Origin of the sequence: Curtobacterium sp. 22159 (genome assembly GCF_052045775.1) — a bacterium.
In the GTDB taxonomy this organism is placed as follows: Bacteria; Actinomycetota; Actinomycetes; order Actinomycetales; family Microbacteriaceae; genus Curtobacterium.
Genome location: NZ_JBQEPN010000005.1, coordinates 231953 through 250654 on the forward strand (window position 1 = coordinate 231953; position 18702 = coordinate 250654).

General features: G+C 71.1%; 17 protein-coding genes. 16 read left to right on the forward strand and 1 reads right to left on the reverse strand.

Annotation, left to right across the window (positions count from 1 at the left end; translation table 11 throughout):
* Nucleotides 1–46 precede the first annotated feature (46 nt).
* A complete protein-coding gene (locus ACTJKO_RS08345; RefSeq protein WP_440687586.1) occupies nt 47–1318 on the forward strand; it encodes a phosphotransferase in 1272 nt (423 codons plus the stop codon).
* A gap of 100 nt (nt 1319–1418) precedes the next feature.
* Here ACTJKO_RS08345 and ACTJKO_RS08350 read toward each other — a convergent pair whose 3' ends face one another.
* A complete protein-coding gene (locus ACTJKO_RS08350; protein WP_440687588.1) occupies nt 1419–1772 on the reverse strand; it encodes a DUF1844 domain-containing protein in 354 nt (117 codons plus the stop codon).
* Nucleotides 1773–2042: 270 nt separating this feature from the next.
* On the opposite strand from ACTJKO_RS08350, the gene infC reads away from it, so the two are divergent.
* The 15 genes from infC to tyrS all read left to right on the forward strand — a co-directional run bounded on the left by infC (nt 2043) and on the right by tyrS (nt 18281).
* Nucleotides 2043–2705, forward strand: coding sequence for a translation initiation factor IF-3 (gene infC / locus ACTJKO_RS08355; RefSeq protein WP_440687590.1), 663 nt, complete (start codon nt 2043–2045; stop codon nt 2703–2705).
* A gap of 58 nt (nt 2706–2763) precedes the next feature.
* Nucleotides 2764–2958 (forward strand): 50S ribosomal protein L35, encoded by a 195-nt coding sequence (rpmI, locus tag ACTJKO_RS08360; RefSeq protein WP_440687592.1) that lies wholly within the window; start codon nt 2764–2766, stop codon nt 2956–2958.
* A 27-nt stretch (nt 2959–2985) separates the two neighbouring features.
* Nucleotides 2986–3369, forward strand: a complete 384-nt coding sequence (rplT, locus tag ACTJKO_RS08365; RefSeq protein WP_022908516.1) for a 50S ribosomal protein L20 — start codon at nt 2986–2988, stop codon at nt 3367–3369.
* A 75-nt stretch (nt 3370–3444) separates the two neighbouring features.
* Nucleotides 3445–4308 (forward strand): TrmH family RNA methyltransferase, encoded by an 864-nt coding sequence (locus tag ACTJKO_RS08370; RefSeq protein ID WP_440687594.1) that lies wholly within the window; start codon nt 3445–3447, stop codon nt 4306–4308.
* Between the two features lie 71 nt (nt 4309–4379).
* Nucleotides 4380–5420: a phenylalanine--tRNA ligase subunit alpha gene (gene pheS, locus ACTJKO_RS08375; protein ID WP_440687596.1), complete on the forward strand. Its 1041-nt coding sequence runs from the start codon at nt 4380–4382 to the stop codon at nt 5418–5420.
* The gene (gene pheT, locus ACTJKO_RS08380; protein WP_440687598.1) at nt 5420–7912 is read left to right on the forward strand and encodes a phenylalanine--tRNA ligase subunit beta; all 2493 of its coding nucleotides are present in this window, start codon (nt 5420–5422) and stop codon (nt 7910–7912) included. Before pheS ends, pheT begins: the two co-directional genes overlap by 1 nt.
* Nucleotides 7913–7989: 77 nt before the next feature.
* Nucleotides 7990–9087 (forward strand): N-acetyl-gamma-glutamyl-phosphate reductase, encoded by a 1098-nt coding sequence (locus ACTJKO_RS08385; protein ID WP_440687600.1) that lies wholly within the window; start codon nt 7990–7992, stop codon nt 9085–9087.
* Nucleotides 9084–10283 (forward strand): bifunctional glutamate N-acetyltransferase/amino-acid acetyltransferase ArgJ, encoded by a 1200-nt coding sequence (gene argJ / locus ACTJKO_RS08390; RefSeq protein WP_440687602.1) that lies wholly within the window; start codon nt 9084–9086, stop codon nt 10281–10283. The genes ACTJKO_RS08385 and argJ overlap by 4 nt, the downstream gene beginning before the upstream one ends.
* Nucleotides 10283–11305, forward strand: coding sequence for an acetylglutamate kinase (argB, locus tag ACTJKO_RS08395; protein WP_440687604.1), 1023 nt, complete (start codon nt 10283–10285; stop codon nt 11303–11305). Before argJ ends, argB begins: the two co-directional genes overlap by 1 nt.
* Entirely contained in the window at nt 11302–12525 is a 1224-nt protein-coding gene (locus ACTJKO_RS08400) for an acetylornithine transaminase (protein WP_440687606.1), read from the forward strand. Before argB ends, ACTJKO_RS08400 begins: the two co-directional genes overlap by 4 nt.
* Entirely contained in the window at nt 12522–13487 is a 966-nt protein-coding gene (argF, locus tag ACTJKO_RS08405) for an ornithine carbamoyltransferase (RefSeq protein WP_440687608.1), read from the forward strand. Before ACTJKO_RS08400 ends, argF begins: the two co-directional genes overlap by 4 nt.
* A gap of 15 nt (nt 13488–13502) precedes the next feature.
* Nucleotides 13503–14699 carry an argininosuccinate synthase gene (locus ACTJKO_RS08410; RefSeq protein ID WP_440687610.1) on the forward strand — a complete coding sequence of 399 codons (1197 nt, stop codon included), beginning with the start codon at nt 13503–13505 and terminating at the stop codon, nt 14697–14699.
* Between the two features lie 80 nt (nt 14700–14779).
* The gene (argH, locus tag ACTJKO_RS08415; RefSeq protein ID WP_440687612.1) at nt 14780–16228 is read left to right on the forward strand and encodes an argininosuccinate lyase; all 1449 of its coding nucleotides are present in this window, start codon (nt 14780–14782) and stop codon (nt 16226–16228) included.
* Nucleotides 16225–16917: a DNA-3-methyladenine glycosylase gene (locus ACTJKO_RS08420; protein ID WP_440687614.1), complete on the forward strand. Its 693-nt coding sequence runs from the start codon at nt 16225–16227 to the stop codon at nt 16915–16917. Before argH ends, ACTJKO_RS08420 begins: the two co-directional genes overlap by 4 nt.
* Before the next feature lie 50 nt (nt 16918–16967).
* Entirely contained in the window at nt 16968–18281 is a 1314-nt protein-coding gene (gene tyrS / locus ACTJKO_RS08425) for a tyrosine--tRNA ligase (RefSeq protein ID WP_440687616.1), read from the forward strand.
* Nucleotides 18282–18702: the final 421 nt, after the last annotated feature.

The window sequence follows — 18702 nt, forward strand, 5'->3', positions numbered from 1 at the left end:
CCACAGCCTCGTACCGCCCCAGGCCGCGGCGCGTACCGTTCGCCGCATGAGCGACCACGTGCCCGACGCCCCCACCGGCGAGCTGACCGACGGAACGCTCGAGGGCTGGATCGCCCACCAGCGCTGGTACACGGCGAAGGGTGCCGAGCCCCGTCTGCACACCGTCGCGCAGGACGACGGCACGCGGCTCGTGCTCGACGAGGCCCCCACCGGCCCGGTCCTGTACCAGGCGCCCGTGACGCTCGGCGCCGACGGAGCGGTCCGCGACGCCACCACCGACCAGGAGTGGGTGCGCGAGCTCGCCGCCCGCATCGACGCCGACGCCCAGAGCCTCCGACCGATCGGGACCGTGACCGCCTCCCGGGTGCTCAGCGGCGAACAGTCGAACACCTCGATCATCTGCGACACCGACTCCGGTGAGCAGGTCATCGTGAAGGTGTTCCGGGTCCTGCACCACGGCGACAACCCGGACGTCACCACGCAGCTCGCCCTGTCGGCAGCCGGCAGCGCACGCGTCCCCCGCGTCTACGGGGCGCTCCGCGGCACCTGGCCCGACGCAGGCAGGCCCGACGGCACCGCGACCGGCCACCTCGCCTTCGCGCAGGAGTTCCTCCCCGGTCTCGAGGACGCCTGGCGCGTCGCACTCCGTGACGCGCGTGCGGGGACCTCGTCCTCGTCCGCGGCCGACCGACTCGGCGCCGCGCTCGCCGAGGTGCACCGGACGCTCGCCACGGCACTCCCCACCGAACCCGCCGACGAGGAACGCCGGACGGCCGCGATCGACGCCATGCACCGTCGCCTGGCCGCTGCCGCCCGCGAAGCCCCCGCGGTCGCGGACCACCTCGACGCCGTACGGTCCGTGTACGCCCGCGCCGAGCAGGCGGCGTGGCCCGACCTCCAGCGCATCCACGGCGACCTGCATCTCGGTCAGGTGCTCGCGGCGCCCGAGCCGCGTGGATGGGTGTTCCTCGACTTCGAGGGTGAACCGCTCCGGCCGCTCGCCGAACGATCGCTCCCGGACGTCACACTCCGCGACGTCGCCGGCATGCTGCGGTCCTTCGACTACGTCGCGGGTGCACTCGCCCAGGACGCCGACCCCGTGGACGCGGGCGAGTGGGCACACAGCGCCCGTTCGGCGTTCCTCGACGGGTACCAGCGGGGGACGGGCACCGACCTCCGTGTGCACCGCGAGCTGCTCGACGCGTTCGAGCTGGACAAGGCCGTGTACGAGGTCGTCTACGAGACCCGGAACCGGCCCGGCTGGGTCGGCATCCCACTCGCCGCGGTCGAGCGGCTGGTCGCGCGCAGCGCGTCGTGATCCGTCGGTCGGAGCAGCGGCTCGCGAACGCGACCGCCTGACGGACGGGAGGCGCGGTGCCGTCCGCCCCGCGCCTCCCGTCCGTCACCGGTCACGTGACTCAGTTGACGGGGCCGGTGTACTTCTCGCCCGGTCCCGCGCCCGGTGCGTCCTGGATCGTCGACGCCTCGCGGAACGCGAGCTGGACCGACCGGAGCCCGTCGCGGAGGGGGCGGGCGTGGTGGTCGCCGATCTCGGTCGCCGCCGCGGTGACGAGGCCGGCGAGCGCGGTGATGAGCTTGCGTGCCTCGTCGAGGTCGGTCTGTTCCTGCGGGTCGTCGGCCAGCCCGACCTTCACCGCCGCGGCACTGAGCAGGTGCACCGCGACGGTGTTGATGAGCTCGACGGCCGGCACCTCCGCGATGTCACGGGCCTCGTCGGCGCCGGTGGGCTCGTTCGGCGGGGTGTCGGTCACGGTGCTCCTCTGCTAGACTCTGTCGCGGCAGATGCTGTCCGTGCGCCCTCGGGTGCTCGAACTGCGTCTTGAAAGAGGAGTCTCTCCCACCCGCGGCCGTGCACCACCAGGCTACCGGGTCCCAACCGCTCCGCCGTGCTGGTCACCAGCGCGGCAGGCCGTCCCACGGGGCGGCGTCGGGCGGCTGTCGAGCGGATCGTGGATCCGTGCGTCAGATCTCCTCTCTCGTGCCGTCGCCCAGGGCAGATGCCCCGGACGGCCACCACCTGATTGAAGGAGCTCCGCATTCCCGATCCCCGTACCAACGACCGAATCCGCGTCCCCGAGGTCCGACTCGTCGGCCCCCAGGGCGAGCAGGTCGGCGTTGTCCCCATCGCCGTCGCACTGCGCCTCGCGCAGGAAGCCGAGCTGGATCTGGTCGAGGTCGCGCCGAACTCGAAGCCGCCCGTGGCCAAGATCATGGACTACGGAAAGTTCAAGTACGAGGCCGCTCAGAAGGCCAAGGAAGCGCGTCGCAACCAGGTCAACACGGACCTCAAGGAAGTCCGTTTCCGCCTGAAGATCGACACGCACGACTACGAGACGAAGCGCAAGCGCGCCGAGGGCTTCCTCCTCGGTGGCGACAAGGTGAAGGCGATGATCCTCTTCCGCGGCCGCGAGCAGTCGCGTCCGGAACAGGGTGTCCGACTCCTCCAGAAGTTCGCCGAGGAGATCGCCGAGTTCGGCGTCGTCGAGTCGCGTCCGACCCAGGACGGCCGCAACATGACGATGATCATCGCCCCGCTCAAGAACAAGTCCGACGTCAAGGGTGAGCAGAACGCCAAGCGCGCTGCTCAGAAGGCCGAGCGTCGCGCGTCGGAGCACGCTGCCAAGGGCAAGGACGGTGCGGAAGCGCCGGCCACGTCCGAGCAGTCGCAGACCCCGGCCGAATAGGTCCACCGACCACTCCGCAACGACGCGGCTCCCATCCATCCCACGGAAAGGCACCACCATGCCCAAGCAGAAGACCCACTCCGGGTCGAAGAAGCGCTTCAAGGTCACCGGCAGCGGCAAGATCATGAAGCAGCAGGCCGGTATGCGTCACAACCTCGAGGTCAAGCCCGCCAAGCGCAAGGCCCGCCTCAACGAGGACCAGGTCCTCGCGAAGGCCGACGCGAAGAACGTCAAGAAGCTTCTCGGCCACTGAGCCGGCGGAACGTAAAGGAATAGATCAATGGCACGAGTCAAGAGAGCGGTCAACGCCGCCAAGAAGCGCCGCGTCATCCTCGAGCGCGCCGAGGGCTACCGCGGTCAGCGTTCGCGTCTGTACCGCAAGGCCAAGGAGCAGGTCACCCACTCCCTCGTCTACGCGTACCGCGACCGTCACGCGAAGAAGGGCGAGTTCCGTCGCCTCTGGATCCAGCGCATCAACGCCGCGTCGCGTGCGAACGGCCTCACCTACAACCGCCTCATCCAGGGTCTGGGTCTGGCCGGCGTCGAGGTCGACCGTCGCATCCTCGCGGACCTCGCGGTGAACAACCCCGAGACGTTCGCGGCGCTCGTCGAGACCGCCAAGAAGGCGCTCCCGGCCGACACCTCGGCTCCGAAGGCCGCGTAGTCGCCAGCACTGCTCACGAAGCCCCCGTCGTCTGCGGCGGGGGCTTCGTCGTTCCCGGATTCGTAGACTCGTGTCGTGAGCGATCTCCTCGAGAACACCAAGGCCGGCCGTGTCCGGGCCGTCGCAGCGCTGTCGAAGAAGGACGTGCGTGCCGACACCGGGCTGTTCCTGCTCGAGGGCCCGCAGGCGGTGCGTGAGGCGATCGAGTACCGCCCCGACCTGCTGCGCGAGCTGTACGTCACGCCCACGGCGGCAGCGCGCTACGCGCTCGACGACGCACCGGTCGACACCTGGTTCGTCACCGAACAGGTGCTCGAGACGATGGCGGACACGGTGACCCCGCAGGGTGTCGTGGCGGTGTGCCAGCAGTTCCCGACCTCGGTCAAGGACGTGTTCCCCGACCCCGCAACCGACGTCTCGCTCGACGCGGTCCAGGAGGCGCGGGGCGGCCTCCCGGGGATCGTCGCGATCCTCGAGCAGGTGCGTGACCCGGGCAACGCCGGCACGATCATCCGCGCCGCCGACGCGGCGGGTGCGGACGCCGTCGTCCTCACCGGCCGGAGCGTCGATCCGTACAACCCGAAGGTCGTCCGGTCGACCACCGGGTCCCTCTTCCACGTCCCGGTCTCGGTCGGCGTGACGCTGTCCGACGCCGTCGACCGCGCACGTGCCCTCGGCTACACGGTCCTGGCGGCCGACGTGTCCGGCGACGACCTGCCCGACGTCCGGGTCGACGGCATGCTCGACGGGCCGACGGCGTGGGTGTTCGGCAACGAGGCCCGCGGGCTCACCTCCGAGGACCTCGCCCTGGTCGACCGCGCCGTGAAGGTCCCCATCTACGGCAAGGCGGAGTCGATGAACCTCGCCACCGCCGCTTCCGTGTGCCTGTACGAGTCAGCGTTCGCGCAACGGGTGGCTACCTCCTCCACAGGCCGCTGAGCACGTCGGTCCGTTCACCGTCCGAGCGGTGCGGGACGCCGGTATCCCGGCGGCCGGTAGGCTTGGGCCTCGTGTCAGAACCTCTCGAGATCAGCGAATCGGCCGTCGCCGACGCGGTGGACCGGGCCCTCGCCGCGGTCCGCGCCACGACGACCGTCGCCGAGCTGAAGCAGGCCCGGGCCGAGCACACGGGCGAGCAGTCGGCGTTGGCGCGGATGAACGCGTCGATGCGCAGCGTGCCCCCGGAGCAGAAGGCCGCCGCCGGCAAGCTCGTCGGACAGGCCCGCGGGCAGGTGAACAGGGCGATCGCCGAGCAGGAGTCGGTGCTCGCCGAGGCAGAGGAACGCGCACGGCTCGAAGCCGAACGCGTCGACGTCACGGCGCTGCCCTCGCACCGGTCGCCGGGCTCCCGCCACCCGCTGTCTCTGCTGAACGAAGCCGTCGCCGACATCTTCGTCGGCATGGGTTGGGAAGTCGCGGAAGGCCCCGAGCTCGAGCACGAGTGGTTCAACTTCGACGCCCTGAACTTCGATCCCGACCACCCCGCGCGGGCGATGGCCGACACGATCTTCGTCGAGCCCGTCGACCGTCACCTGGTGATGCGGACGCACACGTCCCCGGTGCAGGTGCGTTCCCTGCTCTCGCGCGAGCTGCCCCTGTACGTCATCGCGCCGGGTCGCGTGTACCGCGCCGACGAGCTCGACGCCACGCACCTGCCGGTCTTCACCCAGGTCGAGGGCATCGCGATCGACAAGGGCCTGACGATGGCCCACCTCCGCGGCACGCTCGAGCACTTCGCCAGGCAGATGTTCGGCGCCGAGGCTCAGATCCGTCTCCGGCCGAACTACTTCCCCTTCACGGAGCCCAGCGCCGAGATGGACGTCTGGCAGCCCAACGCGAAGGGCGGTGCTCGGTGGGTCGAGTGGGGCGGCTGCGGCATGGTCAACCCCAACGTCCTGCGCTCGGCGGGCATCGACCCAGCGGAGTACCAGGGCTTCGCCTTCGGCATGGGCATCGAGCGGACCCTGCAGTTCCGCAACGGCCTGAACGACATGCGTGACTTCCTCGAGGGCGACATCCGCTTCTCGCAGCAGTTCGGAACGGTGGTCTGATGCGCGTCCCACTCCGTTGGCTCGGCGAGTCGGTCGACCTCCCCGACGACGTCACCCTCGAGCACGTCCACGCGGCGCTCGTGTCGGTCGGCTTCGAGGAAGAGGACGTCCACACGTACGACCTCACCGGTCCGATCGTCGTCGGCCGCGTGCTCGAGCGCGAGCCGGAGCCGCAGAAGAACGGCAAGACCATCAACTGGTGCCAGGTGGACGTCGGCGAGGCCGAGCCCCGCGGCATCGTCTGCGGTGCGCACAACTTCGACGTCGGTGACCTCGTCGTCGTGACGCTCCCCGGCGCCGTGCTGCCCGGTCCGTTCCCGATCGCCGCGCGCAAGACGTACGGGCACGTGTCGGACGGCATGATCGCCTCCGCCCGCGAGCTCGGCCTGGGTGACGAGCACGACGGCATCCTCCGCTTCGCCGACCTCGGCATGGAGCCCGAGGTCGGCGCGGACGCCATCGCCCTCCTCGGCCTCGACGACGCGGCGGTCGAGATCAACGTCACGCCCGACCGCGGCTACGTGCTGAGCATGCGGGGCGTCGCTCGGGAGTACTCGCACGCCACCGGCGCGAGCTTCCACGACCCCGCCGAGCGCGTCGCGCCGCGCTCGGCCGAGGGCTTCCCGGTGAAGATCGACGACCGAGCGCCCGTCCGCGGCCGGGTCGGCGCGCACACGTTCGTCACCCGCGTCGTCCGCGGCATCGACCCGACGGTGAAGACACCGGCATGGATGGTGTCCCGGCTCGCGCTCGCCGGTGTCAGGTCGATCTCGCTGCCGGTCGACATCACGAACTACGTCATGCTCGAGCTCGGGCAGCCCCTCCACGGGTACGACCTGGCCGAGGTGCAGGGCGGGCTCGGTGTCCGTCGCGCCACGCCGGGTGAGACGCTGACGACTCTCGACGGCGTCGAGCGCACCCTCGACCCGGAAGACCTCGTCATCACCGACGACGCGGGCGCGGTCGGTCTCGCCGGCGTGATGGGCGGCGCCCGGACGGAGATCTCCGGCACCACGACGGACGTCCTGATCGAGGCGGCCGGCTTCGACCCGGTCTCGATCGCTCGGACCGCCCGTCGGCACAAGCTGCCGAGCGAGGCATCCCGTCGCTTCGAGCGCGGCGTCGACCCGATGGTGGCCGAAGCCGCGGCGAACCGCGCGGTCGAGCTGCTCGTCGACCTCGCCGGCGGGACGCCCGACACCCTCGGTTCGACGCTCGTCGACGCGGCCCCGCGCCCGACGCTCTCGATGCGGATCTCCCGTCCGTCCGAGCTGATGGGCGTCGAGTACACCGATGCCGAGGTCATCGACACCCTCCGCGCCATCGGGTGCTCCGTCGACGTCGACGGTTCGGTGCTGGCCGTGACCCCGCCGACCTGGCGCTCCGACCTCACCGACGACACCACCCTCGTCGAGGAAGTGGCGCGGGTCGTGGGCTACGACCGCATCCCCAGCGTGCTGCCCGTCGCCCCGCCCGGCCGTGGTCTCACGACGCACCAGCAGGCTCGGCGCCGCGTCTCGGCCGCCCTGGCCGCAGCGGGTCTCGTCGAGGCCGTCACCGCTCCGTTCGTGTCGCAGGCCACGCAGGACGCCTACCCCGGCATCGACGGCGACGGGGGTCCGAGCGTCGTGCTCGCGAACGCGCTCGACAGCGAGCAGAGCCTCCTCCGCCGCAGTGGACTCCCGGCCCTCGTCGACGCCGCCCGGCGGAACGTCTCCCGCGGTCTCGTCGACGTCGCGCTGTACGAGACGTCCCGGGTGTTCCTGCCGGTCGCGGGTGCCACGCTCGGCACCGACACGGTTCCGGCCGGCGCCGTGCTGCCCGATCGCGAGACGCTGGCCGCGCTCGACGGCTCGCTCCCCGCACAGCCCTTCCACGTCTCGGCCCTGCTCACCGGCAACCGCGTCGTGAAGCAGCCGGGCGTGCAGGCCGAGCCCTACGGGATCGCGGACGCACTCGACGCTGCCCGCACCGTCGCGTGGGCGGTCGGGGTCGAGCTGACCGTGGCCCAGACGACGCACCCGTCCCTGCACCCCGGCCGTGCGGCGTCGCTCCTCGTCGGCGACACCGTCGTGGGCGTGGCGGGCGAGCTCCTGCCCGAGCTCACCGAGGCCGCTGTGCTGCCGCGCGTGGTCGCCGTCCTCGAACTCGACCTCGACGCCCTCGTCGCAGCCGCACCCGAGCTCGTCTCGGTGGCGCCGATCGTGTCGTACCCGGCGGCGACGCAGGACCTCTCGCTGGTGGTCGCTGCCGACGTCCCCGCGGGTGGGGTGCTCGACGCGGTGCGATCTGGTGCCGGAGAGCTCTTGGAGTATGCTCGGCTCGTGGACGACTACCGGGGCACTGGCGTGGACGAGGGACAGAAGTCCCTGACGTTCGCGCTGCGCTTCCGCGCCACGGACCGCACGCTGACCGCTGCCGAGGCCACCGAGGCCCGCGACGGCGCAGTCCGACGTGCCGGCGAGCGATTCGGGGCGACCCTGCGCGACTGATCCCATCGGGACCAGCACCGCCCGGGGCCGCCGCCTCCGACTCTCTCGACGACCAGTCCGACCAAAGGTGGAATCCCATGTCCGTATCCGTCGCCGTGGCGGGAGCCTCCGGCTACGCGGGCGGTGAGCTCCTGCGCGTGCTCTCCGCCCATCCCGAGTTCGACGTCAGGACGGTGACGGCGTTCTCGAACGCCGGACAGCCGCTCATCGCGACGCAGCCGCACCTCCGCTCGCTGTCGCACCTGACCCTCGTCGAGACGACGGCGGAGAACCTGCGCGGGCACGACGTGGTGTTCCTCGCGCTGCCGCACGGGCAGTCCGGCGTGATCACGGCGGAGCTCGGTGACGACGCCCTCGTGGTGGACTGCGGCGCGGACCACCGCCTGACGGACCCGGCGGCGTGGGAGACCTTCTACGGTGGCGACTACCACGGCGCCTGGACCTACGGCCTGCCCGAGCTGCTGCACGCGGCCCCGGCGCCGGGTTCGGCGGACGAGTGGCGCGACGTCGACGACATCGCCGCGCAGGGACGGCAGCGGTCGGCGCTCGTCGGGACGAAGCGCATCGCGGTGCCCGGGTGCAACGTGACAGCGGTCACGCTCGGCATCCAGCCGGGCATCCAGGCGGGGCTGGTCGAGTCGGACGACATCGTCGCCGTGCTGAGCGTCGGCCCGAGCGGGGCCGGCAAGAAGCTCGCGACGACGTACCTCGCGTCCGAGATCATGGGCTCCGCGAGCGCGTACGGCGTCGGCGGGAAGCACCGACACATCCCGGAGATCCAGCAGAACCTCGTCGTCGCCGGTGCGTCCGACGTCACCATCTCGTTCACGCCCGTCCTCGTCCCGATGTCGCGCGGCATCCTCGCGACGACGACGGCGAAGCTCGCGCCGGGCGTCAGCGCCCGCGACGTCCGACTCGCGTGGGAGCAGGCGTACGCCGACGAGCCGTTCGTGCACCTCCTCCCCGAGGGCGAGTTCCCGCGTGTCGCGGACACGATCGGCGCCAACACGGCGCTGATCGGCATCGCCGTCGACGAAGCCGCCGGCCGCGTGGTCGCGGTCAGCGCCCTCGACAACCTGGCGAAGGGCACCGCGGGTGCCGCCGTCCAGTCGACGAACATCGCCCTCGGCTTCCCCGAGACCCTGGGCCTCAGCGTGGACGGAGTCGCCCCGTGACCGACGTGACCGACAACACCCAGACCGCACCGGGCCTCCAGGGCGTCACCGCGGCAGCAGGCTTCCGCGCAGCCGGCGTGACCGCCGGACTCAAGGCGAGCGGCAAGCCGGACGTCGCGCTCGTCGTCAACGACGGGCCGCAGGCGGCGGTGGCCGCCGTGTTCACCAGCAACCGCGCGCAGGCGCACCCCGTGATCTGGTCCCGCCAGGTCGTCGGCGACGGCGTCGCGCGAGCGGTCGTCCTCAACTCGGGCGGCGCGAACTGCTTCACCGGGCCCTTCGGCTTCCAGACCACGCACCTCACGGCCGAGGCGGTGGGCGACGCGCTCGGCATCGGTGCCGGCGACGTCGTCGTCTGCTCGACGGGGCTCATCGGAGTGGGGGACCAGACCTTCCGCGACACCGTCCTGCGGGGTGTCGACCTCGCGAGCGCCGCACTCTCGACGGACGGCGGCCCCGACGCCGCGACCGCGATCATGACGACCGACACGAAGCCGAAGCAGTCCGTCGTCTCCGAGGACGGCTGGACGGTCGGCGGCATGGCGAAGGGCGCCGGCATGCTGGCGCCCGGACTCGCGACGATGCTCGTGGTCATCACGACGGACGCGGTCCTCGGTTCCGACGAGCTCGACCAGGCGCTCCGCGCAGCGACGCGCGTGACCTTCGACCGTGTCGACTCCGACGGTTGCATGTCCACCAACGACACCGTCGTCCTGCTGTCCTCCGGGGCCAGCGGTGTCACACCCGAGGTCGGCGACTTCCAGGAAGCCCTGACGGCCGTCTGCGCGGACCTCGCCCGGCAGCTGCAGCAGGACGCCGAAGGAGCGAGCCACGACATCGCCATCGAGGTCGTCAACGCCGCGAGCGAGGACGACGCCGTGACGGTCGGCCGGAGCGTCGCGCGCAACAACCTGTTCAAGGCCGCCGTGTTCGGCAACGACCCGAACTGGGGCCGGGTGCTCGCCGCGATCGGCACCACGGACGCCGAGTTCGATCCGTACGCGGTGGACGTCTCGATGAACGGCGTCCGTGTCTGCCACGCCGGTGCGCCGGACCAGCCGAGCGACACGGTCGACCTGACCCCGCGCGACACGCACGTGCTCATCGACCTCGGAGCGGGACCGTACGCAGCGACGATCCTCACGAACGACCTCACGCACGACTACGTCCACGAGAACAGCGCGTACTCCAGCTGATGAGCGACCTGACGAAGCAAGAGGAACACGAGCTCGCGGCGGTCAAGGCCGCGACGCTCATCGAGTCCCTGCCGTGGTTGAAGCGGTTCTCGGGGAAGATCGTCGTCGTCAAGTTCGGCGGGAACGCCATGGTGAACGACGACCTCAAGCGGGCCTTCGCGGAGGACATGGTGTACCTGCGCTACGCGGGCCTGCACCCCGTCGTCGTGCACGGTGGCGGTCCGCAGATCTCGGCGGCGCTCAAGGAACAGGGCATCGAGTCGGAGTTCCGCGGCGGCTACCGGGTGACGACGACCGAGGCGATCTCGGTCGTGCGCGACGTCCTCGCCGGCGAGGTCAACCGCGAGATCGTCGATCTGATGAACGAGCACGGAGACGGCCTGGCGGTCGGGGTGTTCGGTGACGGGGGGTCGCTCTTCACGGGCGAGAAGAAGGGCGTCGTCGTCGACGGCGAGCACTTCGACCTCGGACACGTCGGGGACATCACGCACGTCGATCCGAGCGGCGTCCTCGCCGCGATCGAAGCCGGTCGCATCCCGGTGGTCTCGAGCATCGCGATCGACGACGCGCACCCGGACCAAGCGCTCAACGTGAACGCCGACGCCGCCGCCGGAGCCCTCGCGATCGCGCTCAAGGCGTCCAAGCTCATGATGCTCACGGACGTGCCGGGCCTGTACCGCAACTGGCCCGACCGCGACTCGATCGTCGACCTCATCTCGGTCGAGGAGCTCCGGGCGCTGCTGCCGTCCCTCGAGTCGGGCATGATCCCGAAGATGACCGCGTGCCTCGACGCCGTGGTCGGCGGGGTCGGTGGCGCGACCATCATCGACGGGCGCATCCCGCACTCGATCCTGCTCGAGGTCTTCACGCTCCGCGGTGCCGGCACCGAGGTGATCCCGGACCCGAGCCGCCGCACCGAGAACCAGATGACCCACGCCGAGATCGGCCGACGCGTCGCCGCGCCGACGGACACCGCGGGGAAGCACGACGCCGACACGACCGAGAAGGGACACGCGCAGTGAGCACCGAGACGCAGACCGAGACCTGGAACGACCGGTTCGGGGCGTCGCTCATGCGATCCCTGACCCCGCCGAAGATCATGCTCGAACGCGGCCAGGGCTGCCGCGTCTGGGACGTCGAGGGCAAGGAGTACCTCGACTTCCTCGCCGGGATCGCCGTGAACTCCCTCGGCCACGCGCACCCTGCGCTGGTCGAGGCGATCACCGACCAGGCTTCCAAGCTCGTGCACGTGTCGAACTACTTCGCGACACCGCCGCAGCTCGAACTCGCCGAACGGCTGAAGCGCATCACCGGTGCGGGCGAGGCCGGGCGCGTGTACTTCGGCAACTCGGGCGCCGAGGCGAACGAAGCCGCCTTCAAGCTCGCGCGGCTCAACAAGGGCGTCGATGGTCGCAAGACCCGCATCCTCGCGCTCAAGCAGGGCTTCCACGGCCGCACCATGGGCGCGCTCGCGCTCACGGGGAAGCCCGCGCTCCAGGCGGACTTCCTGCCGATGGTGCCCGGCGTGGAACACATCGACTCCACCGTCGCCGCGCTCGAGGAGTCGATCGACGACACCGTCGCCGCCCTGGTCCTCGAGCCGATCAAGGGCGAGGCGGGCGTGGTCGACCTGCCGGAGGGCTTCCTCCTCGCCGCCCGCCGCCTGACCGAGGAGCACGGCGCCTTGCTCATCCTCGACGAGATCCAGACCGGTGTCGGACGCACCGGGAACTGGTTCACGTTCCAGGGCCACGGCTTCGAGCCCGACGCGGTCACGATCGCGAAGGGCATCGCCGGCGGGTTCCCGATCGGCGCCCTGGTCACGTTCGGCTGGGCGTCCGAGTTGTTCTCGGCGGGCCAGCACGGTTCGACCTTCGGAGGCAACCCGCTCGGCACCCGCGTCGCGAACGCCGTGCTCGAGGAGATCGAACGCGCCGACCTCGTCGCGGGTGCCGTGACGAAGGGCGAGCGCATCCGGGCGGGCATCGCGAGCATCGCGTCGCCCCTGGTGGACGAGGTCCGGGGCAGCGGTCTGCTCATCGGCGTCGGCCTGACCGCGCCGGTCGCCGCCGCCGTCAACGCCGCCGCGCTCGAACGCGGACTCATCATCAACGCCCCGAACGAGTCGAGCCTGCGCATCGCGCCGCCGCTCATCGTGTCCGACGCCGAGATCGACGAGTTCGTGTCGATCCTCGGCCAGAGCCTCGCGGCGGTCGCTGCCGCCCAGGAGACCTCCGCATGACCCGCCACTTCCTCCGCGACGACGACCTCAGCCAGGCGGAACAGTCCGCGATCCTCGACCTCGCCGAGCAGATGAAGGCCGACCGCTGGGGCGCGAAGCCCCTCGCCGGCCCGCAGAGCGTCGCGGTGATCTTCGACAAGTCCTCGACCCGGACGCGGGTGTCCTTCCACGTCGGCATCTCCGACCTCGGCGGCAGCCCGCTCATCATCTCCACCGCGAACAGCCAGCTCGGCGGCAAGGAGACCCCGTCCGACACCGCCCGGGTGCTCGAGCGCATGGTCTCGGCGATCGTCTGGCGCACCTACGGTCAGGCGGGGCTCGAGGAGATGGCGGCGAAGACGAGCGTCCCCGTCGTCAACGCGCTCTCCGACGACTTCCACCCGTGCCAGCTGCTCGCCGACCTGCTGACCATCCGTGAGCACCGCGGGACCCTGGCCGGTCAGACCGTCGCCTTCATCGGTGACGGCGCGAGCAACATGGCGCAGTCGTACCTGCTCGCGGGCACGACGGCGGGCATGCACGTGCGGGTTGCCGCTCCGTCGGAGTTCTCGCCCGCTCCCGAGGTCGTCGCCGACGCCGAGCGTCGCGCCGCCGAGACCGGCGGCTCCGCACTCGTCGTGACGGATCCGGTCGCGGCCGTCGCCGGCGCGGACGTCGTCGTCACGGACACCTGGGTGTCGATGGGCAAGGAGGACGAGAAGCAGGCGCGCCTCGACACCTTCCACGGGTACCGGGTGGACGACGCCCTGATGGCGCACGCGGCCGACGACGCGGTCTTCATGCACTGCCTGCCGGCCGACCGCGGCTTCGAGGTCACGGCCGAGGTGATCGACGGGCCGCGCAGCATCATCTGGGACGAGGCGGAGAACCGCCTGCACGCCCAGAAGGCGCTGCTCGCCTGGCTCCTCGCCGCCAACGCGACGGGAGCGCCGGCGTCGACCAGCGTGTCCGCGACGGCCTGACCGAGGGAGACCCACGTGGCTGACCGCGTCGTCCTGGCGTACTCCGGCGGACTCGACACCTCCGTCGGCATCGGCTGGCTGCGTGACGCGACCGGCAAGGAGGTCGTCGCGCTCGCGGTCGACGTCGGCCAGGACGGCGAGGACATGGACGCCGTGCGGCAGCGAGCCCTCGACTGCGGTGCCGTCGAGTCGATCGTCGTCGACGCCAAGGACGAGTTCGCCGACGACTACCTCGTCCCGGCGCTCAAGGCCAACGCCCTCTACCAGAAGCGCTACCCGCTGGTCTCCGCGCTGAGTCGACCGCTCATCGCCAAGCACCTCGCCCTCACCGCGAAGCAGCTCGGCGCGGACAGCGTGGCGCACGGCTCCACGGGCAAGGGCAACGACCAGGTGCGGTTCGAGGCCGCCGTCGCCGCCATCGCTCCCGACCTGACGACCGTCGCGCCGGTGCGGGACCTCGCCCTCACCCGCGACCGGGCGATCGCCGACGCGCAGGAGCGCCGCCTCCCGATCGAACAGTCGGAGCGGTCGCCGTACTCGATCGACCAGAACGTCTGGGGTCGTGCCGTCGAGACCGGTGTGCTCGAGGACCCGTGGAACGCCCCGCCCGAGGACCTCTACGCCTACACGCAGGACCCGACCATCGCACGCGACCCGGACGAGGTGACCGTCACCTTCGAGCAGGGCGTCCCGGTCGCGATCGACGGGCAACGGTTCAGCGTGTTGCGCGTCGTCCAGGAGCTCAACGCCCTGGCCGGCAAGCACGGGGTCGGCCGGATCGACGTGGTCGAGGACCGCGTCGTCGGGATCAAGTCCCGGGAGGTCTACGAGGCACCCGCGGCCATCGCACTCATCGCGGCGCACGAGGAACTCGAGAGCCTCACCCTGGAACGCGACGTCATCCGGTACAAGCGGACGGTCGAGGCCGACTGGGCGGACCTGGTGTACGACGGGCTGTGGTTCGGCGGCCTGAAGCGCAGCCTGGACGCCTTCATCGACCACACCCAGCAGCACGTGTCCGGTGACCTCCGGTTGCGACTGCACGGCGGTCGCGCGGTCGTCACCGGCCGGCGCTCGAGCCAGAGCCTCTACGACTTCGAGTTGGCGACGTACGACACCGGCGACGCGTTCGACCAGGTGCCGGCGAAGGGCTTCATCGACATCTGGTCGCTGCCGAGCAGGATCTCCGCCCGCCGCGACCTCGCCAACTGACCGCGTACCCGCCCGCACCGAGCAGCGATGCCCCACCCGAGCAGCCGCCACCCCGAGCACACGAACGACGAGGGACAGAAGTGACCGACGTGAACCAGCCCACCAAGACCGACGCCACCAACGCCGGCGCCCTCTGGGGCGGCCGCTTCGCCGACGGCCCGAGCGCCGAACTCGCCGCGCTGTCCCGCTCGACCCAGTTCGACTGGCAGCTCGCCCCGTACGACATCGCCGGCTCGCGCGCCCACGCCCGGGCGCTCCACACCGCCGGGTACCTGACCGAGGACGAGCTCGCCCGGATGCTCGCCGGCCTCGACCGCCTCGAAGCGGCGCACGCGACCGGCGAACTGCAGCCGGCGGACGGCGACGAGGACGTGCACGGCGCGCTCGAACGGCTGCTCATCGCCGACGTCGGGCCGGAACTCGGCGGGAAGCTCCGCGCCGGCCGCAGCCGCAACGACCAGATCGCGACCCTCGGGCGCATGCACATGCTCGACCACGGTCGCCGCATCGGGCACCTCGTCATCGACCTGGTCGACGCGATCTCGCAGCAGGCGAACGAGCACCCGGGCGCGATCATGCCGGGTCGGACGCACTTGCAGCACGCGCAGCCGGTGCTCCTCGCGCACCACCTGCTGGCCCACGTGTGGCCCCTCGTCCGGGACCTCGAACGTCTCCGTGACTGGGCCGACCGCGCCAGCGTGAGCCCCTACGGCGCGGGCGCCCTGGCCGGCAGCTCGCTCGGCCTCGACCCCGCGGCGATCGCGCAGGAGCTCGGCTTCGCGCGCCCGGCGGACAACTCGATCGACGCGACGGCCGCGCGCGACGTGGTGGCGGAGTTCGCCTTCGTGCTCGCCCAGATCGGGATCGACGTGTCCCGCCTGGCGGAGGAGATCATCCTGTGGAACACGAAGGAGTTCGGCTTCGTCCGGCTCCACGACGCGTTCTCGACCGGGTCGAGCATCATGCCGCAGAAGAAGAACCCGGACATCGCGGAGCTCGCTCGCGGCAAGTCCGGTCGGCTGATCGGCAACCTGACCGGGTTGCTCGCGACGCTCAAGGGCCTCCCGCTGGCGTACAACCGCGACCTGCAGGAGGACAAGGAGCCCGTCTTCGACTCCGTCGCGCAGCTCGAGGTCCTGCTCCCGGCCTTCACCGGGATGATCGCGACGCTGTCGTTCGACACCGATCGCATGGCCGAGCTGGCGCCGCAGGGGTTCTCGCTCGCGACGGACGTCGCCGAGTGGCTGGTGCGGCAGGGGGTGCCGTTCCGCGACGCCCACGAGATCTCCGGGGCGTTGGTGCGGTACTGCGAGGAGCGTGGCATCGAGCTCGACGCCCCGACGGACGCGGAGTACCTGACGGTCTCCGAGCACCTCACGAGCGAGGTGCGCAGTGTGCTGTCGATCGAGGGCAGTGTCGCGTCCCGCGCGGGCGTCGGTGGTACCGCGCCGGACCGCGTCGCCGAACAGCTGGCGGCGCTGACGCGGCGCGTCCACGACCTGGCGGAGGGCATGCCGTTCACGCGATGACCGAACCGACGCTCGCACTCCTCTCCGAGCCGGCGCCGATCTCCGCACCGGCACTGCTCGGAGCGACGATCACGGGGAAGGGCGTGAGCCTCCGCATCACCGAGGTCGAGGCCTACTTCGGCCCCACGGACCCCGGCTCGCACGGGCACCGTGGGCCGACACCGCGCAACCGTCACCTGTTCGGGCCGCCCGGGACGCTCTACGCCTACCGCTCGTACGGCATCCACACGTGCGTCAACGTGGTCAGTGCTCCCGCCGGGATCTCCTCCGGGTCCCTGCTCCGCGGCGCCGAGGTGGTCGACGGCACCGAGACCGCGCGGGCTCGCCGCGGCCCGGTGCCGGACGTCGCGCTCGCCCGTGGTCCCGGCAACCTCGGCGGGGCGCTCGGCGCCGTCCTCGGTGAGGACGACGGCACGACGCTCCTCGACGGGTCCGGACCGTACGTGCTCACGCTGGCTCCCGGCCTGGAGGCGCGGCTCGCCTCCGCCGGGCCGGCCCGTGTCATCGAGGAGCTCCTGTCGGAGACGGTGCCCGGGCCGTCCGGGACCGGCGCGGTCCCGCGGATCTCCCGCGGCCCGCGGACCGGCGTCGGCGGGATCGCCGGCGGAGCGACGTTCCCCTGGCGTTTCTGGTTGACGGGCGACCCGACGGTGTCGGCGTACCGACGGCACAAGGGTGCCCTGGACTGACCGGTCGGGCCGCGCCTCCTGGCCCCGCCCCACGCCGGTACGATGGTCCGGTGTCCAGTGGATCAGCTCACGATGTCCTGACGCGCCAGCAGAACGACCCGACCTTCGCCTCGGTCTGGGACGAACTGCGCTGGCGTGATCTGGTGCACGTCTCGACCGACGAGACGGCACTCAAGGAGGCCCTCGACGGCGAGCCGATCACGTACTACTGCGGGTTCGACCCCACCGCGCCGTCCCTGCACTGCGGCAACCTCCTGCAGCTGTTGACGATGCGCCGGATCCAGCTCGCCGGGCACAAGCCGCTCGCGTTGGTGGGCGGTTCGACCGGTCTCATCGGCGACCCGCGTCCGACCGCCGAGCGCACGCTGAACACGCGCGAGACGGTGGGGGAGTGGGTGACCCGTCTGCAGGGACAGGTGTCGCGGTTCCTCAGCCCCGACGGTGACAACGGCGTCCGGCTGGTGAACAACCTCGACTGGACCGCCCCGCTCTCGGCGATCGACTTCCTGCGTGACATCGGCAAGTACTTCCGCGTGAACGCGATGCTCAAGAAGGACGCCGTCGCCGCGCGGCTGAACTCGGATGCCGGCATCAGCTACACCGAGTTCAGCTACCAGATCCTCCAGGGTCTCGACTACCGAGAGCTCTTCCTGCAGTACGGGTGCACGCTCCAGACCGGTGGATCGGACCAATGGGGGAACCTGACCTCCGGGACGGAACTCATCCGGCGCACCGAAGGCGCTTCGGTGCACGCGCTGGGAACGCCCCTGATCACGAACTCGGACGGCACGAAGTTCGGCAAGAGCGAGGGCAACGCGATCTGGCTCGACCCGGAGATGACGTCGCCGTACGCGTTCTACCAGTTCTGGCTCAACACGGCGGACGCGGACGTCATCGCCCGGCTGCGGCAGTTCACGTTCCTCCCGCGCGCCGAGATCGAGCGGCTCGAACAGGCCGTGGCGGACGAACCCTTCAAGCGTGAAGCGCAACGAACCCTCGCGTTCGAGGTGACGGCGGTCGTGCACGGGGTCGACGCGACGCAGGCGGCGATCGATGCCTCGGCGGCGCTCTTCGGCAACGGCGACCTCGGCGCGCTGGACGAGCAGACCCTGCGGTCGGCCATCGCCGAGCTCCCCGGCTCGGTGGCGTTGCCCGGCGATGCCGATGTCGCTCGAGCGCTCGTCGACACCGAACTCGTGAAGTCCCTCGGGGAAGCGCGTCGCGCGATCGACCAGGGCGGCGTGTACGTGAACAACGCCCGCGCCGAGGACCCTGCCGCACCGCTGTCGGACCTCGCGCTCCCGGGTGGCGTCGTCGTGCTCCGCCGCGGCAAGAAGACTCTGGCCGGCGTGACGCTCTCCTGATCGTCCCCGTCCGTCGATGCCCGGTTCCCCTGGTGGGAGCCGGGCATCGCTGCGTCCTGCGCTCGGTGTTGCAGAAGGCGACACGCCCGAGATGTAGCCCGCCTTGGCGCACCCGCTGATCCCTGCGTATAGTTCTTACTCGTCACCCCAAAGGTGCGGCGGAGCGGCTGGAGCGAGAGCCCAGAGCCTGCCGGCCTCAAGCGGGACCATCCTCCACTGAAGTTCGAACCGGCCTTGCGCTGGATCGCTTCGACGCCTAGGATGACTACTCCACCGGTTCTCTCCCTCGGGATGAGCCACTGGGCCTCCGGGTCCGACGCAGGCCGCACGGCCCGACCGGTGACACCAAGAACGAAAGCCTCTCTGGCGGAACCTCTTTGCGGGGTCGAGCGGGGAGTGCGTCTGGTCCTTGAGAACTCAA